The sequence below is a fragment of the Pseudomonas sp. BCRC 81390 genome (assembly GCF_030341915.1).
GTDB lineage: Bacteria > Pseudomonadota > Gammaproteobacteria > Pseudomonadales > Pseudomonadaceae > Aquipseudomonas.
This window is the reverse complement of sequence record NZ_JATAAG010000091.1, coordinates 157,555-182,603: the sequence shown is the minus strand read 5'-3', so window position 1 is coordinate 182,603 and position 25,049 is coordinate 157,555. Positions and strand designations below refer to the sequence as shown.

The following is a 25,049-nucleotide window of genomic DNA, read 5'->3' as shown; positions in this document are numbered from 1 at the left end:
CGAAAGCGCCCGCGCCGCGTTCCAGGCCGATTACGACCGCGAGCTGAAGAACTGGCAGGCAATGATCGACCAGGTCGGCAAGCTGTATGCACGGCACTACGCCGCGCGCGCGTTTCAGCAGATCGGTTATTTCGACTATGACGCGGCAGACCCTGTTTCGGTCGAATATTTCATTCAGATGATGGCGGCCTGCCTGGCCGGTGGCCCTACTGAAGCCCTGCCCGAGCAAGGCCAGCCGCTCGGGCTGACCCAGCATGTCTGGCAGCAACTGCTGGAAGATGATCAGAGCCTGCTGTACCAGGCGCTGCTGGCCAAGCACCAGGGGCTGATGCAGCACGTGGTCGCTGCGCTGTCCGGGGACGACTTCGGCAAGGTGTACGACATCATCAAGGGCATCGCCGGGACTGACGACGGCCAGCTGTTGATGATCAAGCCGATACAGGATGCTGTCGGCCAATTGCTGGCCGCGACCAACAGTGCTGGGAACGCACTCAGCCAGCACCTCAGTGAACGGACCAGGACGCTGATCGGCCACGTGCACCGCTCGGCGTTGGCACTGTTCGCCGGGCAGCAGGTGACCCCATTCCGGCTCTCGCTGACCCTGGGCGAATACATGAGCCTGCTCGACGAGGCCTTGCAGGCACGGACCGATGCGTTCTTGCAGCGGATCGACCAGCAGTTTCGTGATCCGCTGGGGCGCAAGGTGCGGGCCATGGTGTTGAGCGGGGCAATCAATATCGCGGCACCGGGCAATCGCAACCAGATGATCGAGGTGATGCTGTGGACGTTCGAAAGCGCCGAGACGCTGCAGGCGCGGCTGGTGCAACTGCGGGAGGGAGCAGCCGGTGGTGTCGGGGCGCTGGTACGGAATATCGCGATAGGTGCGGGTACGCTGCGTGCACAGGCCACGGAGGGATTGAAGATCAGCTCACTGGCCGCGCAAAGCGTGGCCAGCGACGCCATGCGCAGCCTGCGCGATGCCGCCGCCAGTGGCGGCAGCGTCGGCCTGCTGTTTGCCCTGGGCAGCCTGTGGTTTCATCAGGACAGCCTGGGCAGGAACTATCGGGCATTGCAGGAAACGCATCAGCACAACCCGGAAGCGCTGGCGGCGATCTGGTCTTCGTCGCTTGGGTTGTTGGGGGTTGGGGTTGAAGTGGCTGGGGGTGTCGTCGCGGTAGTACGCCCAAAGATACCGTGGCCCGGGACGGTAACCGAGGCATCATTGGGAAAGAACCTGGCCAGGTATGGCGGTGCCATCACCGCGCTCGCCAGTGCCATTGATGCCGTGCAATACGTTAATGCGTACATGCGGACGAATCGTCAAGGAGACGAAGCTTCGGCCGATAGTTACCAGCGTGCGGCCGAACTCGCAGCATTCTCCGCAGGTTTTGGCGTCTACGCGGCGCTATTCGCAAACACGCTACTCGGCCCCTTAGGCATTGCGATAATCCTTGGTGTGGCAGCCTACACACTCGCGACAGATGCTAAAAATCGAGAATCTTCACTACTGGAACTTTGGTCCCGACACTGCAAATGGGGAACACCAGAAGGACATCGCCGCTGGATAAACTCAAAAGATATGGACACTTCTATCGGCGCACTGAACGCCGCAGCACTCGGCATTGAGGCTTACGCGTCAATCGAAACCAGATTTCAAATATCTCACACCACTCAAACAGCAAACGAAACTGGAGCCTTGATCAGCGATGGCGCTGCTGTCGCAGCAGGTTACTATCTTGACTTGCACATAGTTCTGCCAAATTTCAGGGCCGAATCCGCACAGTACGAATGGCGCCTGGCAGTGCATACCGTAGGCCATGATCAAGAACCATTTCTACTTATCGGCAAAGATTCAAACCCTAAAACAATTGAGTACAGACAGGAAGAAACAAAAAAAACCTTTGCGAATCCTGCAAGCGCAGCCGACTGCATATTTAAAAAAATCCATAATGGAAACCTATACATCACCGGGTCAATCCCCCTATTGGAGAGCCATAGCGCAAAGGCGATTGAACTGACACTCACTTATTGGCCCGACAAGCACGACCGATCAGGCTACGCGAAGGTGATTGCAAAAGAAAACAATTTAACTTCCGTAAGGAGCTTATTTTAATGTCTCGCCCGAGTCTTAACCCGCCCTGTACAGGCTGGAAGGAAGATCTTCCTCTCCCCAATATTCCCCCTTCAATCGAAACCAGTCTGGGCGATCAAAGCCCAAACCACCAGGACTTTACTTATCTTGAGGTACCCAGAACCCTCGGATGGGCGAGAGAAATAATGGCTTTTTCTTCAATACCAAGTGTCATCTTCACCATGTCTCAGCCCACGCTTCTAAAAAAAAGCCTTGAACGCCAAGATATCGAATTAATATTAATCGACATTTTAATACTCATCTGCGGAATATGGGCATCTGCCTTTTTCGTCCGAATAAGCATATCTCCACCGCGAGACGAACCACTCCGTTTTAACCGAGCACGGAAAAAGATCTACGCATATAATTTCAGGTACTGTTGGTGGAAGCCCTTCTCGACCTGGAAGGTTGAACCGGTTTGCTACGACTGGTCCCAGGTCCGTGCCGAACGCTGGTCACAAACCGGCGTCCTGCCAAGCGGCGGAGTCATTTACAAATGGGGTGTCATGCTGTCCATCGTCGCACCGGGTACGAACAATGTCATCGACCGGTTTCGCCTAAGTACGATGGGAGCTGACCAACATGCCTGGGCTTATATCTGCACGTACATGCAACAAGGCCCTTCAGCCCTGCCGCCCCCCGGCGAACCGAAGGACCATAACGATGTGCTCTGGTGTGAATTCGCCCTGCGTTTAGCGCCTAGGGTCGTGTGGCCAGCAGAAATGGATCTGGAGTCGAGAACAGCGCCCTGAACCAAGGTGTTCCAGCTTGCCGGATGGGGCCGGGACAGGCAGCACAGGGCAGCCACTATCACCCGCTTTTCCCATGGTCAAGCGGTTGGCGCTACCAACCTGTACCCGACCCCCGCCTCGGTGATGATGAAGCGTGGCGCGGTGGGATCATCGCCCAGCTTCTGCCGCAAGTGCCCCACCACGATCCGCAGGTAATGGCTGTCATCCACGTGGGTCGGCCCCCAGATATCCTTCAGCAGCTGCTGCTGGGTAATCACCCGCCCCGAGTGCCCGGCCAATTGCGCCAGCAGTGCATATTCCTTGCGCGTCAAGGCGACCTCTACCCCGTCCAGGGTCACCCGGCGAAAGGCGAAGTCCACGGTCAGCGGCCCGAAGCTGGCGGCGATTTCCGAGCCGCCGGCCTGCGGCACCTGGCGCAGCAAGGCACGCACCCGGGCGAGGAATTCCTGAATACCAAACGGCTTGGTCACATAGTCGTTGGCGCCGCCATCCAGCGCATCGACCTTCTGCACTTCGCTGGCACGCACCGACAACACCAGCACCGGCACCGCACTCCACTCCCGCAGTTCACGCAGCACCTGCTGGCCGTCCATGTCCGGCAGGCCGAGGTCGAGCACCACCAGGTCGGGTTTGCCCAGCGCCGCCTGGGCCAGCCCTTCGCTGCCGGTGGCAGCCTCGAGCACCTTGTAGCCTTGCGAGGCCAGGCTGATGCGCAGGAACTTGCGGATCTGCGGTTCATCGTCGATGACCAGCAGGGTAGCGGAGTGACTCATGGGGTTTCGCTTTCGGCTTCAGGTTGAGGGGGCAGCGGCAAGCATAGAGTGATGCACGTGCCCTGGCCATCGATGCCTTCGCCAACCTCGATCTGGCCACCGTGGGCGCCGATCATGCCCTGGCAGATGGCCAGGCCCAAGCCGGTGCCCTGCCCGCCACGGTCGCCGCGGGCCGCGGTATAGAACATGTCGAAGATCTTGTCGCGGTCGGCTACCGGAATGCCCGGGCCCTGGTCGCTGACGGCGAAGCATAACTGGGCCTCGCGCACCGCCACCTGCAATTCCAGCCGGCCATTGGCGGGCGAGAAGCGCGCGGCATTTTCCAGCACATTGACCAGCGCCTGTTCGATCAGCGCCGCATGCACGAACAGCAACGGCAGCTCGGCCAGCACATCGGTGTGCACGCGCAGCGGTGCCAGCACCACGCGCAGGCGGTTGAGTGCGCTGCCGACGATGTCGGCCGGGGCCACCCAGTCACGGGCCAGCTTGAGGCCGCCATGGCCCAGGCGGGTCATGTCCAGCAGGTTCTGGATATAGCGGTCGAGGCGCTCCGCCTCATTACGAGTGCCCTCCAGCAGTTCGCGGCGGTCTGCGAGCGGAATCGCCTCGCCCAGCGCCAGCAGGCTGTCGATGCTGCCGCGCATGGCCGTCAACGGGGTACGCAGGTCGTGCGACACCGATGCGAGCAAGGCGCTGCGCAGTTGCTCGGTTTCGCCATGCAGGCGTGCGGCCTCCAGCTGTTCGCCCAGGCGCGCGCGGGCCAGGGCCTGGGCCAACGGCTGGCCAAGGGCAGTCAACAAGCGCCGGCGCGGATCGCTGAGCGGCTGGCCGGAACGTGAGCGCACGCCGAGCAAGGCCAGGGGCTGTTCATCCACCGCCAGCGGCCACCACCACCAGCGGCCATTGGGCAGGGTATCGCTGCCATGACCGGCGGCCTGGCCATGCTGCCAGGCCCATTCGGCTGCAGCGCGTTCGTTATCGCTGAAGACATGAGTAATGCCGCTGGCCACCTGCAGCTGGCCTTCGGCATTGCGCTCCAGCAGGCATACCTGCGCATCCTGCCAGCCATCCAGGTACTGCGCGGCAGCGTTGAGCACCGCCTGACGGTCGGTGGCCACCGTCAGCCGGCGCGACAGGTCGAGCAGCTGGCTGGTCTGCGCCTGGGTCTCGCGCAGCGCCTGCAACTGGCGGCGCTGGCGCGCGGCCAGGTTGCCGGTGAGCGCGGCCATCAGCAGGAAGAACAGCAAGGTCAGCACGTCTTCTTCGCGCTGGATGGTGAACGAGAAGTTGGGCGGGATGAACAGGAAGTCGTAGGTCAGGAACGACAGCGCGGCGCAGGCCAGGGCAGGCCCGAGGCTGCTGCGCACTGCCACCAGCAACACGGCGGCGAGAAATACCAGCGAGATATTGGGCAGCGCCAGCACGCTCGACACCGCCCAGGCCAGGCCCGCGGCCAGAGCGGTCGCCAGCAATGCCAGCAGGTAATGGCGCCAGACCCACACCTGCCGCACCGCCAGACGCGGCGCCTGCGCCTGCGCCTGCACATCACGGTCGAGCACGTTGATTTCCAGGCCGTGGCTTTCCCGCAACAGGCGCGCGGCCACGCCAGCACCGAACAGGCGCCGGCGCAGGCGGTTGCGTGACTGCCCGACCAGCACCAGGCTGGCGCGCCGCTCGGCGGCATGCTGGATCAATGTGCCTGCCACTTCGCCGGCGCGCAACAGCACCACTTCCCCACCCAGGCGCTCGGCCAGTTGCTGGGCCGCCAGCAGGCGCTGCCGCGCGGCTTCGTCGCGCAGACGGCCGTTGTCCACGTGCACCAGGCTCCAAGGCAGGTGGCGGCGCTGCGCCACCCGGCTGGCATGGCGCACCAGGCGTTCGGCCTGGTCGTCGCCATCCACCCCCACCAGCAGGCGCCCGCGCAGCGCCGGAGCCTCCTGCCCGCGCTGGCGATAGCCATGCGCCAGGTCGGCATCCACCTGGGCGGCGGCAGTCTGCATGGCCAGCTCACGCAGGGCGGTGAGGTTGGTTTGCGAGAAGAACGCGTCGATGGCGGCGCGCGCCTGCTCGGGCACGTACACCTTGCCTTCGCGCAGGCGCTCGAGCAGTTCACGCGGTGGCAGGTCGATCAGCACCAGCTCGAAGGCTTCCTGCAGCACCCAGTCCGGCAGGGTTTCGCGCACCTGCACGCCGGTGATGTCGCGGACCTTGTCGTTGAGGCTTTCCAGGTGCTGGACGTTGACCGTGGTGTACACGTCGATGCCGGCGGCCAGCAGCTCCTGAACGTCCTGCCAGCGCTTGGCGTGGCGACTGCCGGGCGCGTTGGTGTGTGCCAGTTCGTCGACCAGCACCAGGGTTGGCGCGGCCTTCAGCAAGCCATCGAGGTCCATTTCCTCGAGGGTGACGCCGCGATACTGGCTGCGCAGCAACGGCTGCTGCTGCAGGCCGCCGAGCAGCGCCTCGGTTTCGGCGCGGCCATGGGTTTCGACCACCCCGGCCACTACCTGCACGCCCTGGCGTTGCTGGGCATGGGCGGCCTGGAGCATGGCAAAGGTCTTGCCGACGCCGGGGGCGGCGCCGAGAAACACCTTCAGCCGGCCCCGGCCGGTTTGCGGGAGGGTAGCCAACAGCGCGTCTGCGCGGGTGGAGTCACTCATCTTTCATCCTTTGCTATTTCCAGCAAGCAGCAAACCCAGGGACAAACACCGTACCTGTGGGCGCGGGTTCACCCGCGAATGCAGTAGTAGCGCCACCGCGCATTCGCGGGTAAACCCGCTCCCACAGGGTCCCTGCCAGCCCCTCAAGTCATCTATCAATGGCTGAGGTTTTCCAAGGCCTGGTTCAAGGCCAGCACATTGACCACCGGCGGGCCGATCAATGGGTGCAGGGTGGCCGCTTCCAGCAAGCCTTGCAAGCGCTCCACCGGCAACTGCCGCGCCGCCGCCACGCGTGGGATCTGGTAGGCCACGGCTTCCGGTGGCAGGTGCGGGTCGAGGCCACTGCCCGAAGTGGTCAGCAGGGCCTGGGGCACCGGCCCCTGCTGCGCCTGATACTGCGCTGCCGCAGCACCCTTGACCCGCTCGGCCAGCGCCGGGTTGCTCGGCGACAGGTTGCTGGCGCTGCTGGCCACGGTGGCGAATGCGCCTGCCGAAGGGCGTGAATGGAACCAGCCATCACCCTGGAAACCCTGGGCGATCAGCGCCGAACCGCGCACCTGGCCTTGGTCATCGCGCACCAGGCTGCCGTTGGCCTGGCTGGGGAATGCCAACTGGGCAATCCCGGTCACCGCCAGCGGATACAGCGCGCCAGTCAGCAGGGTCATCAACAAGGCCAGGCTCAACGCCGGGCGGACATAAGCATTCATGGCGGCCTCCTCAGACCAGGTGCAGGGCATTGAGCAGCAGATCGATCAGCTTGATCCCGGCAAACGGCACGACGATGCCGCCCAGCCCGTAGATCAGCAGGTTGCGACGTAGCAGGTGCGCCGCACTGGCGGCCTGCACGCGTACGCCGCGCAGCGCCAGCGGGATCAGCACGATGATGATCAGCGCATTGAACACGATGGCCGACAGGATCGCGCTTTGCGGGCTGGCCAGGTGCATCAGGTTGAGCACGCCCAGCTGCGGGTAGATGGCGGCGAACAGCGCCGGCAGGATGGCGAAGTACTTGGCGACGTCGTTGGCGATGGAGAAGGTGGTCAGCGCACCGCGGGTGACCAGCAGCTCCTTGCCGACCTGGACCACGTCGAGCAGCTTGGTCGGGTCGCTGTCCAGGTCGACCATGTTGGCCGCCTCGCGCGCGGCCTGGGTGCCGTCGTTCATGGCCATGCCCACGTCAGCCTGGGCCAGTGCCGGAGCATCGTTGGCGCCGTCGCCGCACATCGCCACCAGGCGGCCGTCGTTCTGCTCCTGGCGAATGCGGGCCAGCTTCTTCTCCGGCGTGGCCTCGGCCAGCACGTCGTCGACGCCGGCCTCGGCGGCAATCGCGGCAGCGGTCAGCGGGTTGTCGCCGGTCACCATCACCGTGCGAATGCCGAGCTTGCGCAGCTCGGCGAAGCGCTCGCGAATGCCGGGCTTGACCACATCCTTCAGGTGGATAACGCCGAGCAGACGCTTGTCCAGGCACACCAGCAACGGCGTGCCGCCGCTCTGGGCGATGCGCTCCACTTCACGGGCCAGTGCCGGCGGCATTTCCAGGCGTTGCATGCCGACGAAGGCCAGCACGGCATCGACGGCACCCTTGCGATAACGGTGCTGCTGGAAGTCGATGCCCGACAGGCGCGTCTCGGCGCTGAACGCCACGGCCTCGAATTGCCCGGCGGCCGGTTCAATGAAGTCATGCAGTTGGCGCAGGTACTCGACGATCGACTTGCCCTCGGCGGTGTCGTCGGCCAGCGATGCCAGCAAGGCGCCCTCCCCCAGCTCACGGGCGGTGATGCCCGGGGCGGCATGCAGCGCGCTGCAGCGGCGGTTGCCGAAGGTAATGGTGCCGGTCTTGTCGAGCATCAGCGTGTGCACGTCACCGGCGGCTTCCACTGCACGCCCCGAGCGGGCAATCACGTTCAGCCGCACCAGCCGGTCCATGCCGGCGATACCGATGGCCGACAACAGGCCGCCGATGGTGGTGGGGATCAGCGTCACCAGCAACGCGGCGAGGAAAATCAGCGGCAGGCTGCCACCGGCGAAGTGGGCGAACGGCTGCAAGGTCACCACCACGATCAGGAAGATCAGGGTCAGGCCAATCAGCAGGATGTCGAGGGCGATCTCATTCGGGGTCTTCTGCCGCTTGGCGCCTTCGACCAACGCAATCATGCGGTCGAGGGTCGATTCGCCCGGGTTGCTGGTGATACGGATCAACAGCCAGTCGGAGACCAGCCGGGTATTGCCGGTCACTGCCGAGCGGTCGCCACCGGACTCGCGGATCACGGGCGCCGACTCGCCGGTAATGGCGGCTTCGTTGACCGCAGCGATACCTTCGAGCACCTCGCCGTCACCGGGGATCATCTCGCCGGCCGTCACGCGCACCACATCGTCCTTGCGCAGCGCGCTGGCCGCGACGGTTTCGTAGCTGCCATCGCGCTTGCGCCGTTGCGCAGTCAGGCCCTGGCTGCCGGCCTTGAGGCTGTCGGCGCGGGCCTTGCCACGGCCTTCGGCCAGGGCTTCGGCGAAGTTGGCGAACAACACCGTGAACCACAGCCACAGGGCGATCTGCACGGCTACCCCGGTGCTGACGCCACTGCCAGGTACGGCGCACAGGACGGTGGTCAGCAGCGCCGTCAGGGCGACCACCAGCATCACCGGTGAGCGCTTGAGCTGACGCGGGTCGAGCTTGACGAATGCCTGCACCAGCGCCGGGCGCCACAGCGCGGCGAAGCGGGTCTGGTCCTTGGCACTGTGACGGGTTTGCATTTCAGGAATGGGCATGTTCATGGTCGATCCTCAAAAACCCAGGCTCAGGTGTTCGGCGATTGGTCCAAGGGCCAGCGCCGGCAGGAAGGTCAGGCCACCGACCAGCAGGATGGTCACCAGCAGCAGGCCGGTGAACAGCGGGCCATGGGTGGGGAAGCTGTTCAGCCCCTGGGGCGCGCTTTTTTTCGCCGCCAGGCTGCCGGCTAGGGCCAGCACCGGCAGGATGTAGCCAAAGCGGCCGATGAGCATGGCCAGGCCGATCATCAGGTTATGGAACACCGTACCGGCGCCGAAGCCGGCAAAAGCCGAGCCGTTGTTGGCGGCACCCGAGGTGTAGGCGTACAGCAACTGGCTGAAACCATGCGCACCGGGGTTACTCACCGCAGCTGCCGGGCCAGGCAGGCTGGCGGCGATGGCACCGAGCACCAGCACGCCGACCGGCATTACCAGCAGGGTCGCCACCAGCAGTTGCACCTCGCGGGCCTGCAACTTCTTGCCCAGGTATTCCGGGGTGCGGCCAATCATCAGCCCCGCCAGGAATACGGCAATCAACACGAACAGCAGCATGCCGTACAGCCCTGCACCAACGCCGCCGAAGATCACCTCGCCGACCATCATGTTGACCATCGCCACCATCCCGGTGAGAGGGTTGAGGCTGTCGTGCATGGCATTGACCGAACCGTTGGAGGCGGCGGTGGTGGTCACCGTCCACAGCACCGAACCGGTGGTGCCAAAGCGGCTTTCCTTGCCCTCCAGCGGCGCGCTCTGCTGGACCTGCGCACTGTCCAGGGCCGGGTTGGGCTGATACTCGGACCACAACGCCGTGCTGCCGCCGATCAGGAACAGCGCCAGCATGCAGGCGAGGATGGCGCGGCTCTGGCGCAGGTCCTTCACGTAGTGGCCGAAGGTGAACACCAGCGCCGCCGGAATGAGGATGATCGACGCCACCTCGAACAGGTTGCTCCAGGCCGTGGGGTTCTCGAACGGGTGCGCCGAGTTGACGCCGAAGAAGCCACCGCCGTTGGTGCCCAGTTGCTTGATGGCGATCTGGCTGGCGGCCGGGCCCAGCGGGATGGTCTGTTCGCTGCCTTGCAGGGTGATTGCATGGGCGTAATCGGCCAGGGTCTGCGGCACGCCCTGCCACACCAGCAGCAGTGCCAGCAGCAGGCACAGCGGCAGCAGGCCGTAGAGGGTGGCACGGGTCATGTCGACCCAGAAATTGCCCAGCGTCGTCGCGCTGCGCCGGGCGATGCCACGGCACAGGGCAACCAGCACGGCCAGGCCGGTGGCAGCGCTGACGAAGTTCTGCACGGTCAGGCCGAGCATCTGGCTCAGGTAGCTGACCGACGCCTCACCGCTGTAGGCCTGCCAGTTGGTGTTGGTGACGAAGCTGACGGCGGTGTTGAATGCCAGCGACCATTCCTGGCCGGGCAGCTGCTGCGGATTCAACGGCAGGTAGCCTTGCAGCAGCAACACGGCGAACAGCAGCAGGAACCCAGCCAGGTTGAACGCCAGCAGGGCCAGGCTGTACTGCCGCCAGTTCTGTTCCTGGCTGCTGCGCACACCCGCCAGCCGGTAGCAGGCCTGCTCGACCGGGCCGAGCACAGGTGACAACCAGGTCCGCTGGCCCTCCATGACCTTGTAATAGAAACGCCCGAGCCAGGGTGCCGGTAGCAGCACGATGGCGAAAAAAGCCAGGAGCAAGGCGAAATCGTAACTGTGCATGGCCGCTCCCTAGCTGCGATCGGCGCGCAGCAGCGCCACCAGCAGATAAAACGCCAATGCCACTGCCAGCAGCAGTGACAGCCCGTCGAGCACGTTCATGTATGGTTCTCCCCGTGGTGCGGCTTGGGCCGCTTTGGGGAAATTGTCCGAGGGAGGGGCGTAAAGGAGCGAGATCGGGGGGTGGGGATGGGAATAAAGAACGCGTAAAAATCAGGGGTTGAGGTTGCCTGAGCCGGCCTCTTCGCGGGTAAACCCGTTCCCACAGGAACTGCACCAGGGGCAAGGCCTGTGCTGCACCGGTGGGAGCGGGTTTACCCGCGAAGAGGCCAGTTACAGGCTACCGCTGGGGCTGCTGCTCGGCGTTGCGGCTCCACTCCAGCAGCAGGCTGTAGCCGACCGCCAGCAAGGTCGGGCCGATGAACAGGCCGATGAAGCCAAAGGCGATCAAGCCGCCAAACACCCCCAGCAGCACAATCACCAGCGGCAGGTTGCCGCCACGGCTGATCAGGTACGGCTTGAGCACGTTGTCCACGCCACTGATGACGAAGGTGCCCCAGACGCCGAGAAACACCGCCATGCCGTAATCGCCCTTCCACACCAGCCAGGCCGTGGCCGGGATCCAGGCCAATGGCGGCCCCATGGGGATCAGGCTGAGCATGAAGGTCACCAGGCCCAGCACGATGGCGCCGGGGACACCGGCAATTAGGAAGCCGATCAAGGCCAGCACGGCCTGCGCCGCAGCCGTGCCGATCACACCGTTGACCACCCGCTGCACCGTGCCGGCAACCAGCTCCAGGTAGTACTCGCCGCGCTCGCCCACCAGGCGGTGCAGCAGGCGCAGGACGAACGCCGACAAACGCGGGCCGTCGCGATAGAAGAAGAACACGAACACCAGGCTCAGGGTCAGCTCCAGCACGCCGCTGCCGATTTGCGCACTGCGCGCCAGCAACCAGTTACCCACCTGCCCCAGGTGCGGCTTGATCGAAGCCAGCAAGGCCGCGCCCTGCTGGTCCAGCGACTGCCACCAGCTGACCAGTCGTTCGCCCACCAACGGGATGCCCCCCAGCCAGGCCGGTGCATCGGGCAGGCCATCGACCTGCACGTCACGGACAAACGCCGTGGCATCGCGAATGTGGTCGGCCAGGTTGAACCCCAGCCACACCAGCGGCAGGGCCACGATCAGGATCCAGGCGCTGGTAAGCAGGCTGGCGGCCAGGGTTTCGCGCCCGCCCAGCACGCGGGTGAGAAAGCGCATCAGCGGCCAACTGGCAAAGGCCAGGATGGCCCCCCACAACAGCGCCGAAATGAACGGTGCCATCACCCAAAGGCCGGCCCCCAGCAGTGCCAGCAGCAGAATCTGGATCAACAGGCGGTCATTGTTAACCATGGCGGGCTCGTTCAACGGATCAGTTCAAGGTGCAGGCCTTCGCCAGGCGCGCTACCGACCTCGAGGCGGCCACTGCGCACCCCCGCCTTGATCAACGCCTCGCGCCAGGCTTCGGCCTGGGGCCCACTGAGGCTGGCACGCAGGGTGCTGTCGAGGTTCAGGCTGCGCGCCAGCAGGTCTGCCCAGGTGTCTTGCGGGGCCGCGAGGTCAGGGTAGTCGAGCTTGCCGGTGTCGCGCATTTCCCGCATCACCGTGGCGGCAGTCGGCAGCAGCACGCCCAGCGGGCTGCCGGCGACGAACTCTTCCACGTGCAGGTAGGCGCGGCGGTTGCCGCGGGTAACGCTGTACAGCGCGACCAGAGTGTCGGCCTGCTGCGCCGAGCGGCGCAACAGGATGAACGCCTGTTGCTCGTCACCGCCGTTGAGGCTGGCATTGCCGAATACATCATTGGCCCACAGGCTGGCTTCGCCGCAATCGCGGCCCAGGCACCAGAACAGCGGGTAGCCACCCTCGCGCTGCAGCGCTTCGCGCGCGCTGGTGAACGCTTCGCGGGCAGTGCGCTCGACTGGCAGCTCATAGGTGACCGAGCTGACCTGGCCGCGGCTTTCGACCTTGTTTTCGACCCGCAAGCGGCCACTGATCTTGCGCAGCGGGCCCAGCGGATAGACGCGTTCCTGCTCCACGGCCGGGCGTTGGTCCACCACCTTGGCGTCCACCGGTACCGGCAGGTTGCTGCCCCATGAGACAGGGCTGACGAACCCCAGGCAGGCCGCGAAGGCAAAACGAATGGCAACAGGCGCGCTCATCGGCGACCCAGGCGGCGCTCAGCGCCGAGGTGAAGCTCCAGGATGTCTGGCAATTGCATGGTTGTCTCCCTGTTCAACCCGCCAAGCCTCGACAGTTGTCCGGTGCAAGTCAAGCAAAGCCAAAGAAGCGATTGAAACAGTCTGCGACAAGCGCTGCGCCCTGCTCATCGTTCAGGTGCAGGTGATGGCCACCGGGCAGCCTCACCTGTTCAAAGGGTAGCTGCTGCTGCAACGCGGTGTGGCGTGCCAGCATGCCGTCGGCCGCCACGACCAGGCACGCCGGGCAACTCACCCGGCGCACATGGGCCATGGCCTGGGCTTCACTCAGGCGCAGCGGCGATGGCAGGGTCAGGCGGCTGTCGCTGCGCCAGCTGTAGCCACCCGGCACCGGCATCAGGCCGCGCTGGGCCAGCAGCTCGGCTGCCTCGCGACTGACCGCGACCATGCCCTTCATGCGCGCCTCTACGCCCTGCTCGAGCGTCATGTACACCGACTTGCGCTTGTCGTCCAGGCGCAGCTGGGCCTGCAGGGCCATGCCCAGGCGCTCGGCGGCGTCCTGCTCGGCACCGGTCGGGGGAATGACGCCATCGATCAAGGCCAGGTGGCTGACCCGCTCTGGCAACGCGCCAGCCAGTTGTACCGAAATGATTGCCCCCAACGAATGGCCGAGCAGGGCGAAACGTTGCCAGCCCAGTTGCCCGGCTACCCGCAGCACGTCATGGGCGTAATCGGCCAGGGCATAGCCGGCGCCGGGCGGGCGGTGCTCCGAGTAGCCATGCCCGGCCAGGTCCAGGGCGACGATGCGCAGGCCTTGCAGGCGCGGTGCCAGGCGGGCGAAGCTGTTGGCGTTGTCGAGCCAGCCATGCAGGGCGATCACCGGCAGGCCATCTTCCGGGCCGAACAGGTGCGCCGCCAGCTCGATATGGCCCAGGCTCAGGCGGATTTCCTCGACCTGCGTGCTCATGCCTGGCTCCAGCGGTCGAACAGGCCCTTGATCAGGCTGGCGGTGTCGGTTGGCCGCTCCAGGGGGAACATGTGCCCTCCCGGCACGCTGTGGTATTCGCCCTTGGGCATGCCGCGTACAGCCAGCGCATGGTGGCGGCGAATGACATTGCTGCGCTCGCCGCGGACCATGGCCAGTGGCACCTGCAGCTGCCGTGCAGGCGCAGGGCTGGTATGCGGAATGCTACGGTAGATGCTGATTTCGGTGGCGACGTCGAAGCGCAGTTGCAGCCCCTGCGGCATCGTCTGCAGACCATGCTCGACATACGCATCCAGGCAATCGGGGTCGAAATGGCGAAACAGCGACTTGCCGGCAAAATAAGCACGGGCGCTGTTACGGTCGCCGAAGAGTTCCCGGCGTCCCAAGGTGCGGCCAGCCGGGGTGATACGGTCGATGAAACCGAAGCGCTTGGCGGTACGCAGCAGCCACTGGTCGGCGCGGGTGAGCACTGGCGAGTCGAGCAGCACCACACCGCGGTAGTACTCCGGGTGGCGTAAGGCCGCATGCAGGTGCAGCACACCGCCCAGTGAATGGCCGACACCCCATACCGGCTGGTCCTGCCGGGCCAGGTGGTGCAGCAACTCGTCGACCAGACTCTGCCAGTTGTCGTCCACCGGGAAGCGCGGATCGTGCCCGTGCTGATCCAGGTGCTGCACCTGGTAGTCCGGTGCCAGTGCCGCGAACAACTTGCCGTACGTGGCAGAAGGGAAACCGTTGGCATGGGCGAAGAAGATCTGCTGCGACATGGCGCCACATCCGGATGGCAAATGATGGCCCATTGTCGGTATCGCCGGAAGGTTCGGCAACATCCGGAAAGGTCATCGACAAGGGCTATCAGGTCACTGTTGCCCAGATCTGAAGAATTGCACAATCTTCCTGGGAGCGGGCACGCCTTGGGCTCAAGCCGGGGAGTTGATCGCCCGGAGGGTCATCAGGCCAGCCAGCGGCCAGTCCCCTTCCAGTTCCGCCAGGCTGGCAGTGCTCATGCCCGCCGGCCGCTGGTGATGGCCATGCTCCAGCATGCCGACCAATGCCCCTACCAACGGCTGATGACTGACCAGCAACACATGCTCCAGGCCCAGGCGCTCGATTTCGCCGATCACCTGCTGCACGTCGCTTTCGGGCGTCAACCACGGCACAGTGCGCACCGGTTCGGCGAAGCCCAGGGTGTGATGCACCAGGGCCGCCGTCTGCTGGGCGCGTACGTATGGGCTGGCGAGGATCGCCTGCAACGGCTGGTCCAGCAGGCGAGCAGCGCTGTGCAGCACCTGCTCGCGGCCATGGGCGGTCAGCCGGCGTTCGGCATCGCTGCTGGCCCGCGGCTCCGCTTCGCCGTGGCGCAGTACCCACAGCTTCACAGCTTGGGCTCCTCATCACGCACCGGGTGCGGCGCCGGGGCCACGGTGTGCGGGGTTTCACCTTGCGGAGCGCGCGGCGCTGGCCAGTCGGCGAACGGCCAAGGCTTCTGGTCAGTGTGGAAGGTGCCGAAACGGCCAATCTGTGCCAGGTACTGGCTGAGGCTGTCACCGAAGTTCATCAGGCTGGCGCTCGGTGCGCCATAAACCAGGCGGTAGATCAGCTGCACCAGCACCAGGCCGCCGAGGAGGATCTCGGCCAGTTGCCAGACCACCAGGAACACCAGCATCCACAGCACCCGCAGGATGATCGACTCGCGCTGGGCGCGCTCGGGGGTATCGTTCATGTGCTGCTCCTTCGCTTAATTGAAACCACTGATGGAAATGAAATCGACATCGGTCTTCGGCTCGGCGCGCATCAGGTGCTCGATCACCTGGTTCAGCGTGCGGCCTTCGAACAGGATCGCATGCAGGCCAGCCACCAGCGGCATGTATACCTGCACTTCCTGGGCCTTGGCCTTGAGTACCTTGAGTGTATTGACCCCTTCGGCCACTTCGCCCAGGCGGTTGACGGCCTGCTCCAGGCTCAGGCCTTGGCCCAGCGCATAGCCAACCTGGTAGTTGCGGCTCTTGGGCGAGGAGCAGGTGACGATCAGGTCACCGACACCGGCCAGGCCCAGGAACGTCATGGGGTTGGCACCCTGGCTGACGGCGAAGCGGGTCATCTCGGCCAGGGCACGGGTGATCAGCATGCTCTTGGTGTTTTCGCCCATGCCCAGGGCAACGGCCATGCCGGCGATGATGGCGTAGACGTTCTTCAGTGCACCGCCCAGCTCGACGCCGAAGCGATCGCTGCTGGCGTATACCCGGAAAGTGCGGCCGTGCAGCACGGCTTGTACGCGCTGGCACAGTTGTTCGTCTTCGCTGGCGACCACGGTGGCGGTCAGCGCGTGTTCGGCGATCTCGCGGGCCAGGTTGGGGCCGGAGAGCACGCCGATACGGGCCTCGGGGGCGATTTCCTCGAGGATCTGGCTCATCAGCTTGAAGCTCTGCGCTTCGATGCCCTTGGTCAGGCTGACCAGGTATTTGCCGCGCAGCAGTTCAGCATGGGGCGCCAGCACGCTGCGCAGGGCGCTCGATGGCAGGGCGACGAAGATCAGGTCGCTGGCTTGCAAGGTGGCCAGCAGGTCATTGACCGGCTCGACGCCGTCCTGCAGGCGGATGCCCTTGAGATAGCGTGGGTTTTCGCGGTTGACGCGCATGGCTTCGGCTTGCTCGGGGTCGCGCATCCATTGGCGTACTGGCACGCCATTTTCGGCCAGCAGGTTCGCCACGGCGGTGCCGAAGCTGCCGCCTCCCAGAACTGCAACAGGTTGCTGTTCAGTCATAATCAATCCGTTAGAGCCATTAAGTTAAGTGGCGACCTGAACATTATACGGGTCGTCTGCTACAGAGCCAGTGGTGGGGGTTTTCCGGGTTCGCCCTGGGGTTTATGGCGCCTGTGCGATCGAGCGCCGCCCGCGATGCGCCGCGCGGGCGGCGCTCGATCGCACAGGCGCTGACCCCCTCAAGACATGCACCCCACCCCAGCCACCCTCCCAAGCCCGCCTCCCCCACGGCCCGCTGGCAAAACCCGCCCGGTCAGTTACCATGCCTGTCTCAATCCTGAAACAAGGCAGCTTTGTGTTCCCTGGCACGCCCCCGTACCCGCGCCTGCTCCTGCTGACTGCCCTGCTCGGCGGCCCGGCCGTGGCCGACGATCTGTTCGTCGACAACACCGACCTGCCACAGGTGCTGACCGCCACACGCCTGAAACAATCCCCCGCAGCAGTGCCAGGCAGCATGACCGTGCTCGACAGCGAGCTGATCCGCGCCAGCGGCGCTCGCGATATCCCCGAGCTGCTGCGCCTGGTGCCGGGCATGATGATCGGCTACGGCGCCGGCAACCAGCCGACGGTCAACTACCACGGCAGCAACGTCAATGACGCCCGACGCATGCAGGTACTGATCGACGGCCGCTCGGTGTACCGCGCAGGCCTGGCCACGGTGGACTGGAGCGATATCCCGCTGGCCATGGAAGACATCGAGCGCATCGAGGTATTCCGTGGCCCCAACACGGTCAGCTACGGCGCCAATGCGCTGATGGCGGTGGTCAACATCCTCACCCGCAACCCCGCCGACAGCCATGGCACGCGGCTGAAGACCACCCGCGGCGAGGATGGCATCAACGACTTCTACGCCAGCCACGGCTTCGGCTGGGACGGTGGCGACATGCGCCTGTCGCTGTCCGGCCAGCAGGACGACGGTTTCGATGAAAACCAGTTTGGCCAGGACTACCGTGACAGCCGCCGGCTGACCCGCTTCAACCTCAATGCCAGCCACAGCCTGGCACACGACCAGACCCTGGAATGGCAACTGGCAGTGAAGGAAGGCAGCAACCAGCGGCCATACACCTACCAGCCGGTGTTCAAGAAATACGAGGCGGGCAACGACGCTGACGTCAATGCCAAGGATTACGCTGGCTCGGTACGCTGGACCAAGGACTTCAGCTCCGAACACAGCCTGTATGTCCAGGGCTCGGCCCAGCACTTCGACCGTCAGCAGGTCTGGCGGGCCTGCGACGCCTTGCAGTCGTTCAGCCCGGAATTGACCCAGCTCTGGCAGATCAACCCTGACTTCGCCGAAAAAGTGGCACGCGGCATTGCTACCGGTGCGCCACTTTCGACCGACGACCCGGTCATGAAAGGGCTGCTGGAGAAAGTTCAGCAGCAATGGGCGAACGGTGGCAACCAGCAGGTCTGCGGCGATGTCGACCAGAGCACGCGTGAAACCCGCTACGACCTGGAAATCCAGGACACCCTGAGCCTGACCGACAGCCTGCGCCTGCTCAGCGGCATGAATTACCGCTACGATCGTGCCGACTCGCAAACCTACTTCAATGGCAGCATTGACGACCAGACCTGGCGCCTGTTCGGCCAGTTGGAGTGGCGCGCCGACGAGCACTGGATCCTGCAGGGCGGCACCATGTTCGAAGACTCGCGCCTGTCGGGCAGTTCACTGACGCCGCGGGTGGCGGTCAACTACCTGATCACCCCGCGCCATGGCTTGCGCGCGGTGTATTCCGAGGCCGTGCGTTCGCCCGACATGTTCGAGAACAACGTCAACTGGAGCTACACGGTCAAGAACCTCAGCCCCAATGCGTTCGGCCTGCAAAACGGCGAGTACTTCGTCAAGACCCGTGGCCCGGGCGACCTCGAGCAGGAGCGCATGCGCTCGCGCGAGGTAGGCTACAACGGTTACTTCAGCGACATCGGCCTGAGCATGGATGTGAAGCTGTTCTACGACGAGATCACCGGAATGATCAGCGAGCCCCTGAAGAACAACCAGTTCATCGCCAGCAACGCCAACAAGGCCCGCTTCAGCGGTAGCGAGGCACAACTGGACTGGCGCCCGACCCTGCGCGACCGCCTGCGCCTGACCTATGCCTACGTGGATGCGTGGGCCAGCAACCCCAACGACCGCCGCCTAAGCGCCCGCAACAGCGGTTCGGCCGGGTGGATGCGCGAATGGGGCGATGGCTGGTCGAGCGCGCTGTTCTACTATGGCGACGATGCGCTCAACCAGTACCGTTATGAACGCCTCGACCTGCGCCTGGCCAAACGCTTCCGGGTGCGCGGCAGTAACCTTGAACTGGCGGCGCTGTGGCAGCAGCGCCTGGACGATGAGCCGACCACGGCGATCCAGAACCGCTACGACAGCCGCCACCGCCTGAGCGTCAGCGCGGAGCTGGAGTTCTGATGGCCCTGTTGCTGCGCCTGTTGCTGCTGTGCCTGTGGCCGTTGGGGCCGCTGTCTGCCAGCGAAATCGTGCTGGTCGGCGCAGAGGACCAACCCGGCATCCGCAGCTTCGTCGCGGCACTGGAAAGCCGCCGCCCGCACGATCATGTGCACTTCCAGACCACCGCCGACCTGCCACGCCCCGGCCTGCTCAAAAACGACCTGCGCCTGATCCTGCTGGACAACGCCGCGCTGGAATGGCGCCTGGGGGAAAACACCGGCCCGCCAGCCCTGGCCATGCGGGTCAGCCGAGTACAGGCTGCACAGCGCCTGGGAAAGTCGCTGCCAGCGTTCCTCACGTTGTTGTGGAGCGACCCTCCGCTGGGCCGGCAACTACGCCTGGCGCGCTACCTGCTGCCACAGGCCCAGCGCATTGGCGTGCTGTACGGCGAGCACAGCGGTTTCCTGCTCGAAGAGCTGCGCCTTGCCGCCCGCCCGCTGGGCCTGGAGATCATTGCCCAGGACTGGCCCGACCCGCGTGACAGCCGGCCGCTGCAGCACCTGCTGGCCAACAGCGATGTGCTGCTGGGCCTGGACGACCCTGACCTGTACAACTCCAAGACCGCCAAGAACCTGCTGCTGAGCAGCTATGGCCGGCAGATGGCGCTGATCGGCCCGAACGCCGGGTTCGTCCGCGCCGGCGCCCTGGCCAGCACCTTCAGCGACCAGGACGACTGGCTGGCGGTACTCGACCAGTTGCTCGACCAGCCGCCGGCGCGCTGGCCGCGCAGCTTGTATCCGGCACGCTACGGCGTCAGCGGCAACCAGCAGGTGGCACGCGCCCTGGGCCTTGAACCGATCGATCCGAACGCCGCCGCCAAGGCCCTGGCCGAAGGAGAACCCACCCCATGAGCAAGCGCCTGAGCTGGGACATCCACACCCGCACCCAGATCATCAGCCTCGGCCCTGCCCTGTTGCTGACCCTGCTGCTGATCAGCTTCTTTACCTTCGTCCGCATCCAGGACCTGCGCCAGGAGCTGAACCACACCGGGCAACTGATCGCCAACCAGTTGGCACCGGCCTCGGAGTACGGGGTGATCTCCGGCAACAACGAGGTACTCGAGGGCCTGATGCGCGCCACCCTCAGCATTCCCCACGTGCGCTTCCTCGAAGTGCAGGACAGCCGCAACCACATTCTGGTGTACGTCGAGCAGTCCGACGAAAGCGCCAACCGCGCGCAGCGTGTCGAAGTGTTCCAGGCGCCCATCCGCCTGCAGCAGATCCGCCTGGACAGTGACTTCCTGCAACAGGGCAAGGCAACCGTCCCGGCCATCGGCGACGACTACCTCGGCCGGGTGATCGTCGGCATGTCCGATGACGCCTTCAGCCAGCGCCAGCAGGAAATCGTGATCAAGGCCGGCATCCTCGCGCTGTTCGCCTTGTTGTTCACCTTCCTCCTGGCGCGCCGCCTGGCCCTCAGCCTGGCCAAGCCGATCAGCGACATGGGCCATGCGGTCAAGGCCATCCAGCAGGGCGAGTACGACAGGTTGTTGCCGGTGGTCGACGACAGCGAGCTGGGCCACCTGGCACGCCATATCAACAACCTGGCGCACGCCCTGGAGCAGGCCAGCGACGAGCAGAAGCAGGCGATTGCCGAGCTGATCCAGGCCCGCGAAGAGGCCGAGCAGGCCAACCGCGCCAAGTCGGACTTCCTGGCAATGATGAGCCACGAGCTACGCACCCCGATGAATGGCGTGCTGGGCATGCTGCAGTTGCTGGAAACCACGCCGCTGAACACCGAACAGGCCGAGTACGCCGCGGTGGCCAGCGAGTCCACCGGGCACCTGCTCAAGGTCATCAATGACATCCTCGACTTCTCGCGTATCGAACGTACCGCGCTGCAGCTGGAGCACATCGACTTCAACCTCGGCGAGCTGATCACCAGCAGCGTCCTGTCGTTCCAGCACAGCGCCCAGCAACGCGGCCTCGGCCTGCACCTGCAACTACCGGTCGGGATCGAGCACTTGCAGGTCAACGGCGACCCCACGCGCATCCGCCAGATCCTGCTGAACCTGGTCGGCAACGCGCTGAAGTTCACCGAACGCGGGCAGGTGCAGGTCGAGGCGCACTGGCAGGTGCTCGACCGGCAACTGATCTGGCTGACCTGCAGCGTGCGTGACACCGGCATCGGCATCGACAGCGAACGCCTGGAAATGATGTTCGTGGCCTTCCAGCAGGCGGACAGCTCGATTTCCCGCCGCTATGGCGGCACCGGGCTGGGGCTGTCGATCGCCCGCACCCTGGCCGAACGCATGGGTGGCAAGCTGCGCGGCGAAAGCCGTGAAGGGCTTGGCTCGACCTTCACCCTGGAAATGCCCTTGGCCCTGGCCGGCCCTGCCGCGGCCGCGCTGGCGCAGCCTGCCGATACACAACCTGCGGTTGGCGACCACGACCAGGTGCTGCTGGTGGAGGACAACCAGGTCAACCAGAGTGTCATCGCCGCCATGCTGCGCAGCCTGGGGCTGGCGGTATGCACCGCCGAGGACGGCCTGGAGGCGGTCGAGCGGGTCAGCCGGCAGCGCTTTGCCGCCGTGCTGATGGACTGTCGCCTGCCGCACCTGGACGGCTATGAGGCCACCCGGCGTATCCGCCAGTTGCCCAACGGTGCCGCGCTACCGATCATCGCCCTGACCGCCAACGCCTTGCAGGGCGACCGCGAGCGTTGCATGGCAGCCGGGATGGACGACTACCTGAGCAAACCCTTGCGCCGCACCGAACTGCAGCAGGTACTGCAGCGCTGGCTGCCCGGTCGGACAACCGCGACTGGCGATAAATGCTAAAGTGCGGCAGTCTTAAACACTGGACAGGACCTTCAACGGACCTGAAAATAGACGTTTCAGTGCACACCTGTACTTCTTTCACCAGGCGCACTGTGACTTTCACCACAACGCAATAGTCTACCTGTAGGCTGCCGCCCCGAAGCAGTTGGTTTTCGGGCCGGCCGGGAAGATTCATCCCCTGCCACAGGGGGTTATTGAGGAGCTCGCATGACCAAACAACACGCCTTTACTCGGGAAGACCTGCTGCGCTGCAGTCGCGGTGAGCTGTTCGGCCCAGGTAATGCGCAACTGCCCGCGCCGAACATGCTGATGGTCGATCGCATCACCCATATCAGCGAAGAAGGCGGCAAGTACGGCAAAGGTGAATTGGTCGCCGAGCTGGATATCACCCCGGACCTGTGGTTCTTCGCCTGCCATTTCGAAGGCGACCCGGTAATGCCGGGCTGCCTGGGCCTCGACGCCATGTGGCAGCTGGTCGGTTTCTTCCTCGGCTGGCAGGGCCTGCCGGGCCGCGGCCGCGCCCTGGGTTCGGGCGAGGTGAAGTTCTTTGGCCAGGTACTGCCGCAGGCCAAGAAGGTCACTTACAACATCCACATCAAGCGCGTCCTGAAGGGCAAGCTGAACATGGCCATCGCCGATGGCTCGGTCAGCGTCGACGGCCGCGAGATCTACACTGCCGAAGGCCTGCGGGTCGGCGTGTTCACCTCCACTGACAATTTCTAAGGGTTATTCGCATGCGCCGCGTCGTTATCACTGGTCTGGGCATCGTATCGTGCCTGGGCAATGACAAAGCTACCGTCACCGAAAACCTGCGCAACAGCCGTCCGGGTATCCGTTACAACCCGGAATACAAGGAAATGGGGCTGCGTAGCCAGGTTTCCGGGTCCATCGACCTCAACCTCGAAGAACTGATCGACCGCAAGGTCTACCGCTTCGTCGGCCATGCCGCTGCCTACGCCTACCTGGCGATGCAGGACGCGATCAAGGACGCCGGCCTGACCGAAGAACAGGTTTCCAACCCGCGCACCGGCCTGGTGGCCGGCTCCGGCGGCGCCTCGACCCTGAACCAGATGGAAGCGCTGGACACCCTGCGCGAGAAAGGCGTCAAGCGTGTCGGCCCGTACCGCGTAACCCGCACCATGGGCAGCACCGTTTCGGCGTGCCTGGCCACCCCGTTCAAGATCAAGGGCATCAACTACTCGATCTCGTCGGCCTGCGCCACTTCGGCACACTGCATCGGCACCGCGCTGGAGCAGATCCAGTGGGGCAAGCAGGACATCGTCTTCGCCGGTGGCGGTGAAGAAGAGCACTGGAGCCAGTCGTTCCTGTTCGACGCCATGGGTGCCCTGTCGACCAAGCGCAACGAAACCCCGGAGCTGGCCTCGCGCGCCTACGACGCCGACCGTGATGGCTTCGTCATCGCCGGTGGCGGCGGCATGGTGGTGGTCGAGGAGCTGGAACACGCCCTGGCCCGTGGCGCCAAGATCTACGCCGAGATCGTTGGCTACGGCGCCACTTCCGACGGTTACGACATGGTTGCCCCGAGCGGCGAAGGCGCCATCCGCTGCATGCAGCAGGCGCTGTCCACTGTCGACACTCCGATCGACTACCTGAACACCCACGGCACCTCGACCCCGGTCGGCGACGTTGCCGAAATCAAGGGCGTTCGCGAAGTATTCGGTGCCAACGCGCCGAAGATCAGCTCGACCAAGAGCCTGTCGGGCCACTCGCTGGGCGCTGCCGGCGTGCACGAGGCGATCTACTGCCTGCTGATGATGGAAAACAACTTCATCGCCGGCTCCGCCAACATCGACGAGCTGGACCCGGAGGTCGCCGACCTGCCGATCCTGCGCAAGACCGAAGAAAACGCCAAGATCGACACGGTCATGAGCAACAGCTTCGGCTTCGGCGGCACCAACGCCACCCTGGTGCTCAAGCGCTGGACTGGCAAGTAAGACGCTGATGCAGTAAACGAAAACGCCCCGACTGGTTCGGGGCGTTTTCATTTGTGCCACCTGGCGGCAAGGCCTGTGGGCGCTGGCTCGCCAACGACAGGGCCAGCACAGACCGCCCTTAGTTCTGCCTGGGCAGCACAGCCAGGAAGTTATCCTTGGCCACTTTGTTGGCCACCTGTTCCGGCAAGGCATCCAGAAACGGCCTGAACCCGTGCATCTGCTCGCCCAGGCTGCCAAAGCGCCCCACCACATCCGAGCCCAGCATGAAGCGCTCCGGATACTTCTCGACCAACGCCAGCCACGCCTTGCGCGGCACGCCCTTGTCGTCCAGCAGGTAGGGCTCCAGCACGCTCCACGACAGGTCGACATACAGGTTCGGGTAATCTTCCAGCAACCGCGTCAGCACCGGCAGGAGAAAATCCATCTGCGTCTGGTGCCGGTGAATTTCCATGCTGCTGCCGGCGTGCGCCCAGATGAAACGCGTGTGCGGATGATTGCGCAGCGGCTCTTCGATCTCTGCCAGGTACAGCGGGTTGCGCTCGCGCTTTGAGGTGATATTGGAATGCAGCAGCACCGGCAGGTCGCGCTCGGCCGCCAGGTGATAGATACGGGTCATGGCTTCGTTGTTGGCGCGCGGTGTGTCGCCGCTGGTCAGCGCCGTCAGGTCGTCATGCCGGGTAAACACCTCGCCAATGCCCTGCCACAGCCCAGGGTACAGATCGAGCATGCGCTCGATATGGCTGACGGCATTCTTGTCTACCGGGTTGAAGCCGGTCAGGAACGGATGAAAGCGTTTGCGCTGCGCCTGCGGCAACTGCTGCAGTGCCGCCGCCACATAGGTGTCGGTGGCGCTGTACCAGTAGGCATCGGCGTCGTCGCCCGCGTAGTAGCGCGGGCGCTTGGGCTCGTCTTCATGCCATTTCTTGGCCACCGGGATGCCGGAAATCATCGATTGCTCGATGCCAGCGGCATCCATCGCCTTGATCAATGCCGGCATGCCTTCGCTTTCCTGGAAGAAATCGACGTAGTGCAGATGCGCATCACTGTAGCGGTAGTCACGCGCCTGTACCGCCTGGCACAACCAGGCGGACAACAGCGCGCAGGCCAGCGCTCGGGCTATCATGGGCAGCGTCCTCTT

Annotated in this window: 21 protein-coding genes; 7 read left to right on the top strand and 14 right to left on the bottom strand. The window is 64.6% G+C overall.

Translation table 11 applies throughout. The annotated features are described in order from the left end of the window. Positions 1-2,113 (top strand): T6SS effector BTH_I2691 family protein (locus tag QSV36_RS25870; protein ID WP_289135971.1); only part of this gene is annotated, 2,113 nt, incomplete at its 5' end. Next, entirely contained in the window at positions 2,113-2,883 is a 771-nt protein-coding gene (locus QSV36_RS25975; protein ID WP_353853269.1) for a DUF6708 domain-containing protein, read from the top strand. The genes QSV36_RS25870 and QSV36_RS25975, both read left to right, overlap by 1 nt. 77 nt (positions 2,884-2,960) lie before the next feature. Here the strand turns inward: QSV36_RS25975 and QSV36_RS25865 are convergent, their stop codons facing one another. From QSV36_RS25865 to QSV36_RS25805, 13 genes are all read right to left on the bottom strand, one after another. Then, a complete protein-coding gene (locus tag QSV36_RS25865) occupies positions 2,961-3,656 on the bottom strand; it encodes a response regulator (protein WP_289135969.1) in 696 nt (231 codons plus the stop codon). After that, positions 3,653-6,313: a DUF4118 domain-containing protein gene (locus tag QSV36_RS25860; RefSeq protein WP_289135967.1), complete on the bottom strand. Its 2,661-nt coding sequence runs from the start codon at positions 6,311-6,313 to the stop codon at positions 3,653-3,655. The genes QSV36_RS25865 and QSV36_RS25860 overlap by 4 nt, the downstream gene beginning before the upstream one ends. Positions 6,314-6,468: 155 nt before the next feature. Continuing rightward, the gene (kdpC, locus tag QSV36_RS25855; RefSeq protein WP_289135965.1) at positions 6,469-7,020 is read right to left on the bottom strand and encodes a potassium-transporting ATPase subunit KdpC; all 552 of its coding nucleotides are present in this window, start codon (positions 7,018-7,020) and stop codon (positions 6,469-6,471) included. A gap of 10 nt (positions 7,021-7,030) precedes the next feature. Beyond that, positions 7,031-9,085 carry a potassium-transporting ATPase subunit KdpB gene (gene kdpB / locus QSV36_RS25850; RefSeq protein ID WP_289135963.1) on the bottom strand — a complete coding sequence of 685 codons (2,055 nt, stop codon included), beginning with the start codon at positions 9,083-9,085 and terminating at the stop codon, positions 7,031-7,033. Positions 9,086-9,094: 9 nt separating this feature from the next. Continuing rightward, positions 9,095-10,789 carry a potassium-transporting ATPase subunit KdpA gene (kdpA, locus tag QSV36_RS25845; RefSeq protein WP_289135961.1) on the bottom strand — a complete coding sequence of 565 codons (1,695 nt, stop codon included), beginning with the start codon at positions 10,787-10,789 and terminating at the stop codon, positions 9,095-9,097. Between the two features lie 9 nt (positions 10,790-10,798). Next, positions 10,799-10,888, bottom strand: a complete 90-nt coding sequence (kdpF, locus tag QSV36_RS25840; RefSeq protein ID WP_170030809.1) for a K(+)-transporting ATPase subunit F — start codon at positions 10,886-10,888, stop codon at positions 10,799-10,801. 238 nt (positions 10,889-11,126) lie between these two features. Beyond that, positions 11,127-12,176 (bottom strand): AI-2E family transporter, encoded by a 1,050-nt coding sequence (locus QSV36_RS25835; RefSeq protein WP_289135956.1) that lies wholly within the window; start codon positions 12,174-12,176, stop codon positions 11,127-11,129. A gap of 11 nt (positions 12,177-12,187) precedes the next feature. Next, on the bottom strand, positions 12,188-12,982 hold the full coding sequence (locus QSV36_RS25830; protein WP_289135954.1) for a DUF4892 domain-containing protein: 795 nt from the start codon (positions 12,980-12,982) through the stop codon (positions 12,188-12,190). 109 nt (positions 12,983-13,091) lie between these two features. After that, on the bottom strand, positions 13,092-13,946 hold the full coding sequence (locus QSV36_RS25825) for an alpha/beta hydrolase (RefSeq protein ID WP_289135952.1): 855 nt from the start codon (positions 13,944-13,946) through the stop codon (positions 13,092-13,094). Further along, entirely contained in the window at positions 13,943-14,731 is a 789-nt protein-coding gene (locus QSV36_RS25820) for an alpha/beta fold hydrolase (RefSeq protein ID WP_289135950.1), read from the bottom strand. Before QSV36_RS25820 ends, QSV36_RS25825 begins: the two co-directional genes overlap by 4 nt. Positions 14,732-14,884: 153 nt before the next feature. Then, positions 14,885-15,343: a phosphohistidine phosphatase SixA gene (sixA, locus tag QSV36_RS25815; RefSeq protein WP_289135948.1), complete on the bottom strand. Its 459-nt coding sequence runs from the start codon at positions 15,341-15,343 to the stop codon at positions 14,885-14,887. Continuing rightward, entirely contained in the window at positions 15,340-15,687 is a 348-nt protein-coding gene (locus QSV36_RS25810) for a DUF4389 domain-containing protein (protein WP_289135946.1), read from the bottom strand. The genes sixA and QSV36_RS25810 overlap by 4 nt, the downstream gene beginning before the upstream one ends. 15 nt (positions 15,688-15,702) lie before the next feature. Further along, positions 15,703-16,728 carry an NAD(P)H-dependent glycerol-3-phosphate dehydrogenase gene (locus QSV36_RS25805; RefSeq protein WP_289135944.1) on the bottom strand — a complete coding sequence of 342 codons (1,026 nt, stop codon included), beginning with the start codon at positions 16,726-16,728 and terminating at the stop codon, positions 15,703-15,705. Between the two features lie 262 nt (positions 16,729-16,990). Between QSV36_RS25805 and QSV36_RS25800 the strand changes: the two genes are divergently transcribed. The 5 genes from QSV36_RS25800 to fabB all read left to right on the top strand — a co-directional run bounded on the left by QSV36_RS25800 (position 16,991) and on the right by fabB (position 23,911). Then, complete coding sequence (locus QSV36_RS25800; RefSeq protein ID WP_289135942.1) at positions 16,991-19,138, top strand: TonB-dependent receptor plug domain-containing protein; 2,148 nt, start codon at positions 16,991-16,993, stop codon at positions 19,136-19,138. Beyond that, entirely contained in the window at positions 19,138-20,028 is an 891-nt protein-coding gene (locus tag QSV36_RS25795; protein WP_289135940.1) for an ABC transporter substrate-binding protein, read from the top strand. Before QSV36_RS25800 ends, QSV36_RS25795 begins: the two co-directional genes overlap by 1 nt. After that, positions 20,025-21,956, top strand: coding sequence for an ATP-binding protein (locus QSV36_RS25790; protein ID WP_289135938.1), 1,932 nt, complete (start codon positions 20,025-20,027; stop codon positions 21,954-21,956). Before QSV36_RS25795 ends, QSV36_RS25790 begins: the two co-directional genes overlap by 4 nt. 207 nt (positions 21,957-22,163) lie before the next feature. After that, a complete protein-coding gene (gene fabA, locus QSV36_RS25785; protein ID WP_170030830.1) occupies positions 22,164-22,679 on the top strand; it encodes a 3-hydroxyacyl-[acyl-carrier-protein] dehydratase FabA in 516 nt (171 codons plus the stop codon). Positions 22,680-22,690: 11 nt separating this feature from the next. Beyond that, positions 22,691-23,911: a beta-ketoacyl-ACP synthase I gene (gene fabB, locus QSV36_RS25780; protein ID WP_225778538.1), complete on the top strand. Its 1,221-nt coding sequence runs from the start codon at positions 22,691-22,693 to the stop codon at positions 23,909-23,911. Between the two features lie 118 nt (positions 23,912-24,029). On the opposite strand, the gene QSV36_RS25775 is transcribed toward fabB, so the two are convergent. Beyond that, positions 24,030-25,034 (bottom strand): amidohydrolase family protein, encoded by a 1,005-nt coding sequence (locus QSV36_RS25775; protein ID WP_289135935.1) that lies wholly within the window; start codon positions 25,032-25,034, stop codon positions 24,030-24,032. Positions 25,035-25,049 lie beyond the last annotated feature (15 nt).

Coding starts and splice junctions, on each gene's coding strand:
- QSV36_RS25830 (WP_289135954.1), bottom strand. CDS start 12,982: ATGAGCGCGCCTGTTGCCATTCGTTTTGCCTTCGCGGCCTGCCTGGGG.
- QSV36_RS25865 (WP_289135969.1), bottom strand. CDS start 3,656: ATGAGTCACTCCGCTACCCTGCTGGTCATCGACGATGAACCGCAGATC.
- fabB (WP_225778538.1), top strand. CDS start 22,691: ATGCGCCGCGTCGTTATCACTGGTCTGGGCATCGTATCGTGCCTGGGC.
- kdpC (WP_289135965.1), bottom strand. CDS start 7,020: ATGAATGCTTATGTCCGCCCGGCGTTGAGCCTGGCCTTGTTGATGACC.
- kdpF (WP_170030809.1), bottom strand. CDS start 10,888: ATGAACGTGCTCGACGGGCTGTCACTGCTGCTGGCAGTGGCATTGGCG.
- QSV36_RS25860 (WP_289135967.1), bottom strand. CDS start 6,313: ATGAGTGACTCCACCCGCGCAGACGCGCTGTTGGCTACCCTCCCGCAA.
- kdpA (WP_289135961.1), bottom strand. CDS start 10,789: ATGCACAGTTACGATTTCGCCTTGCTCCTGGCTTTTTTCGCCATCGTG.
- QSV36_RS25800 (WP_289135942.1), top strand. CDS start 16,991: ATGCCTGTCTCAATCCTGAAACAAGGCAGCTTTGTGTTCCCTGGCACG.
- QSV36_RS25810 (WP_289135946.1), bottom strand. CDS start 15,687: ATGAACGATACCCCCGAGCGCGCCCAGCGCGAGTCGATCATCCTGCGG.
- QSV36_RS25805 (WP_289135944.1), bottom strand. CDS start 16,728: ATGACTGAACAGCAACCTGTTGCAGTTCTGGGAGGCGGCAGCTTCGGC.
- QSV36_RS25790 (WP_289135938.1), top strand. CDS start 20,025: ATGAGCAAGCGCCTGAGCTGGGACATCCACACCCGCACCCAGATCATC.
- kdpB (WP_289135963.1), bottom strand. CDS start 9,085: ATGAACATGCCCATTCCTGAAATGCAAACCCGTCACAGTGCCAAGGAC.
- QSV36_RS25820 (WP_289135950.1), bottom strand. CDS start 14,731: ATGTCGCAGCAGATCTTCTTCGCCCATGCCAACGGTTTCCCTTCTGCC.
- QSV36_RS25835 (WP_289135956.1), bottom strand. CDS start 12,176: ATGGTTAACAATGACCGCCTGTTGATCCAGATTCTGCTGCTGGCACTG.
- QSV36_RS25975 (WP_353853269.1), top strand. CDS start 2,113: ATGTCTCGCCCGAGTCTTAACCCGCCCTGTACAGGCTGGAAGGAAGAT.
- QSV36_RS25795 (WP_289135940.1), top strand. CDS start 19,138: ATGGCCCTGTTGCTGCGCCTGTTGCTGCTGTGCCTGTGGCCGTTGGGG.
- QSV36_RS25775 (WP_289135935.1), bottom strand. CDS start 25,034: ATGATAGCCCGAGCGCTGGCCTGCGCGCTGTTGTCCGCCTGGTTGTGC.
- fabA (WP_170030830.1), top strand. CDS start 22,164: ATGACCAAACAACACGCCTTTACTCGGGAAGACCTGCTGCGCTGCAGT.
- QSV36_RS25825 (WP_289135952.1), bottom strand. CDS start 13,946: ATGAGCACGCAGGTCGAGGAAATCCGCCTGAGCCTGGGCCATATCGAG.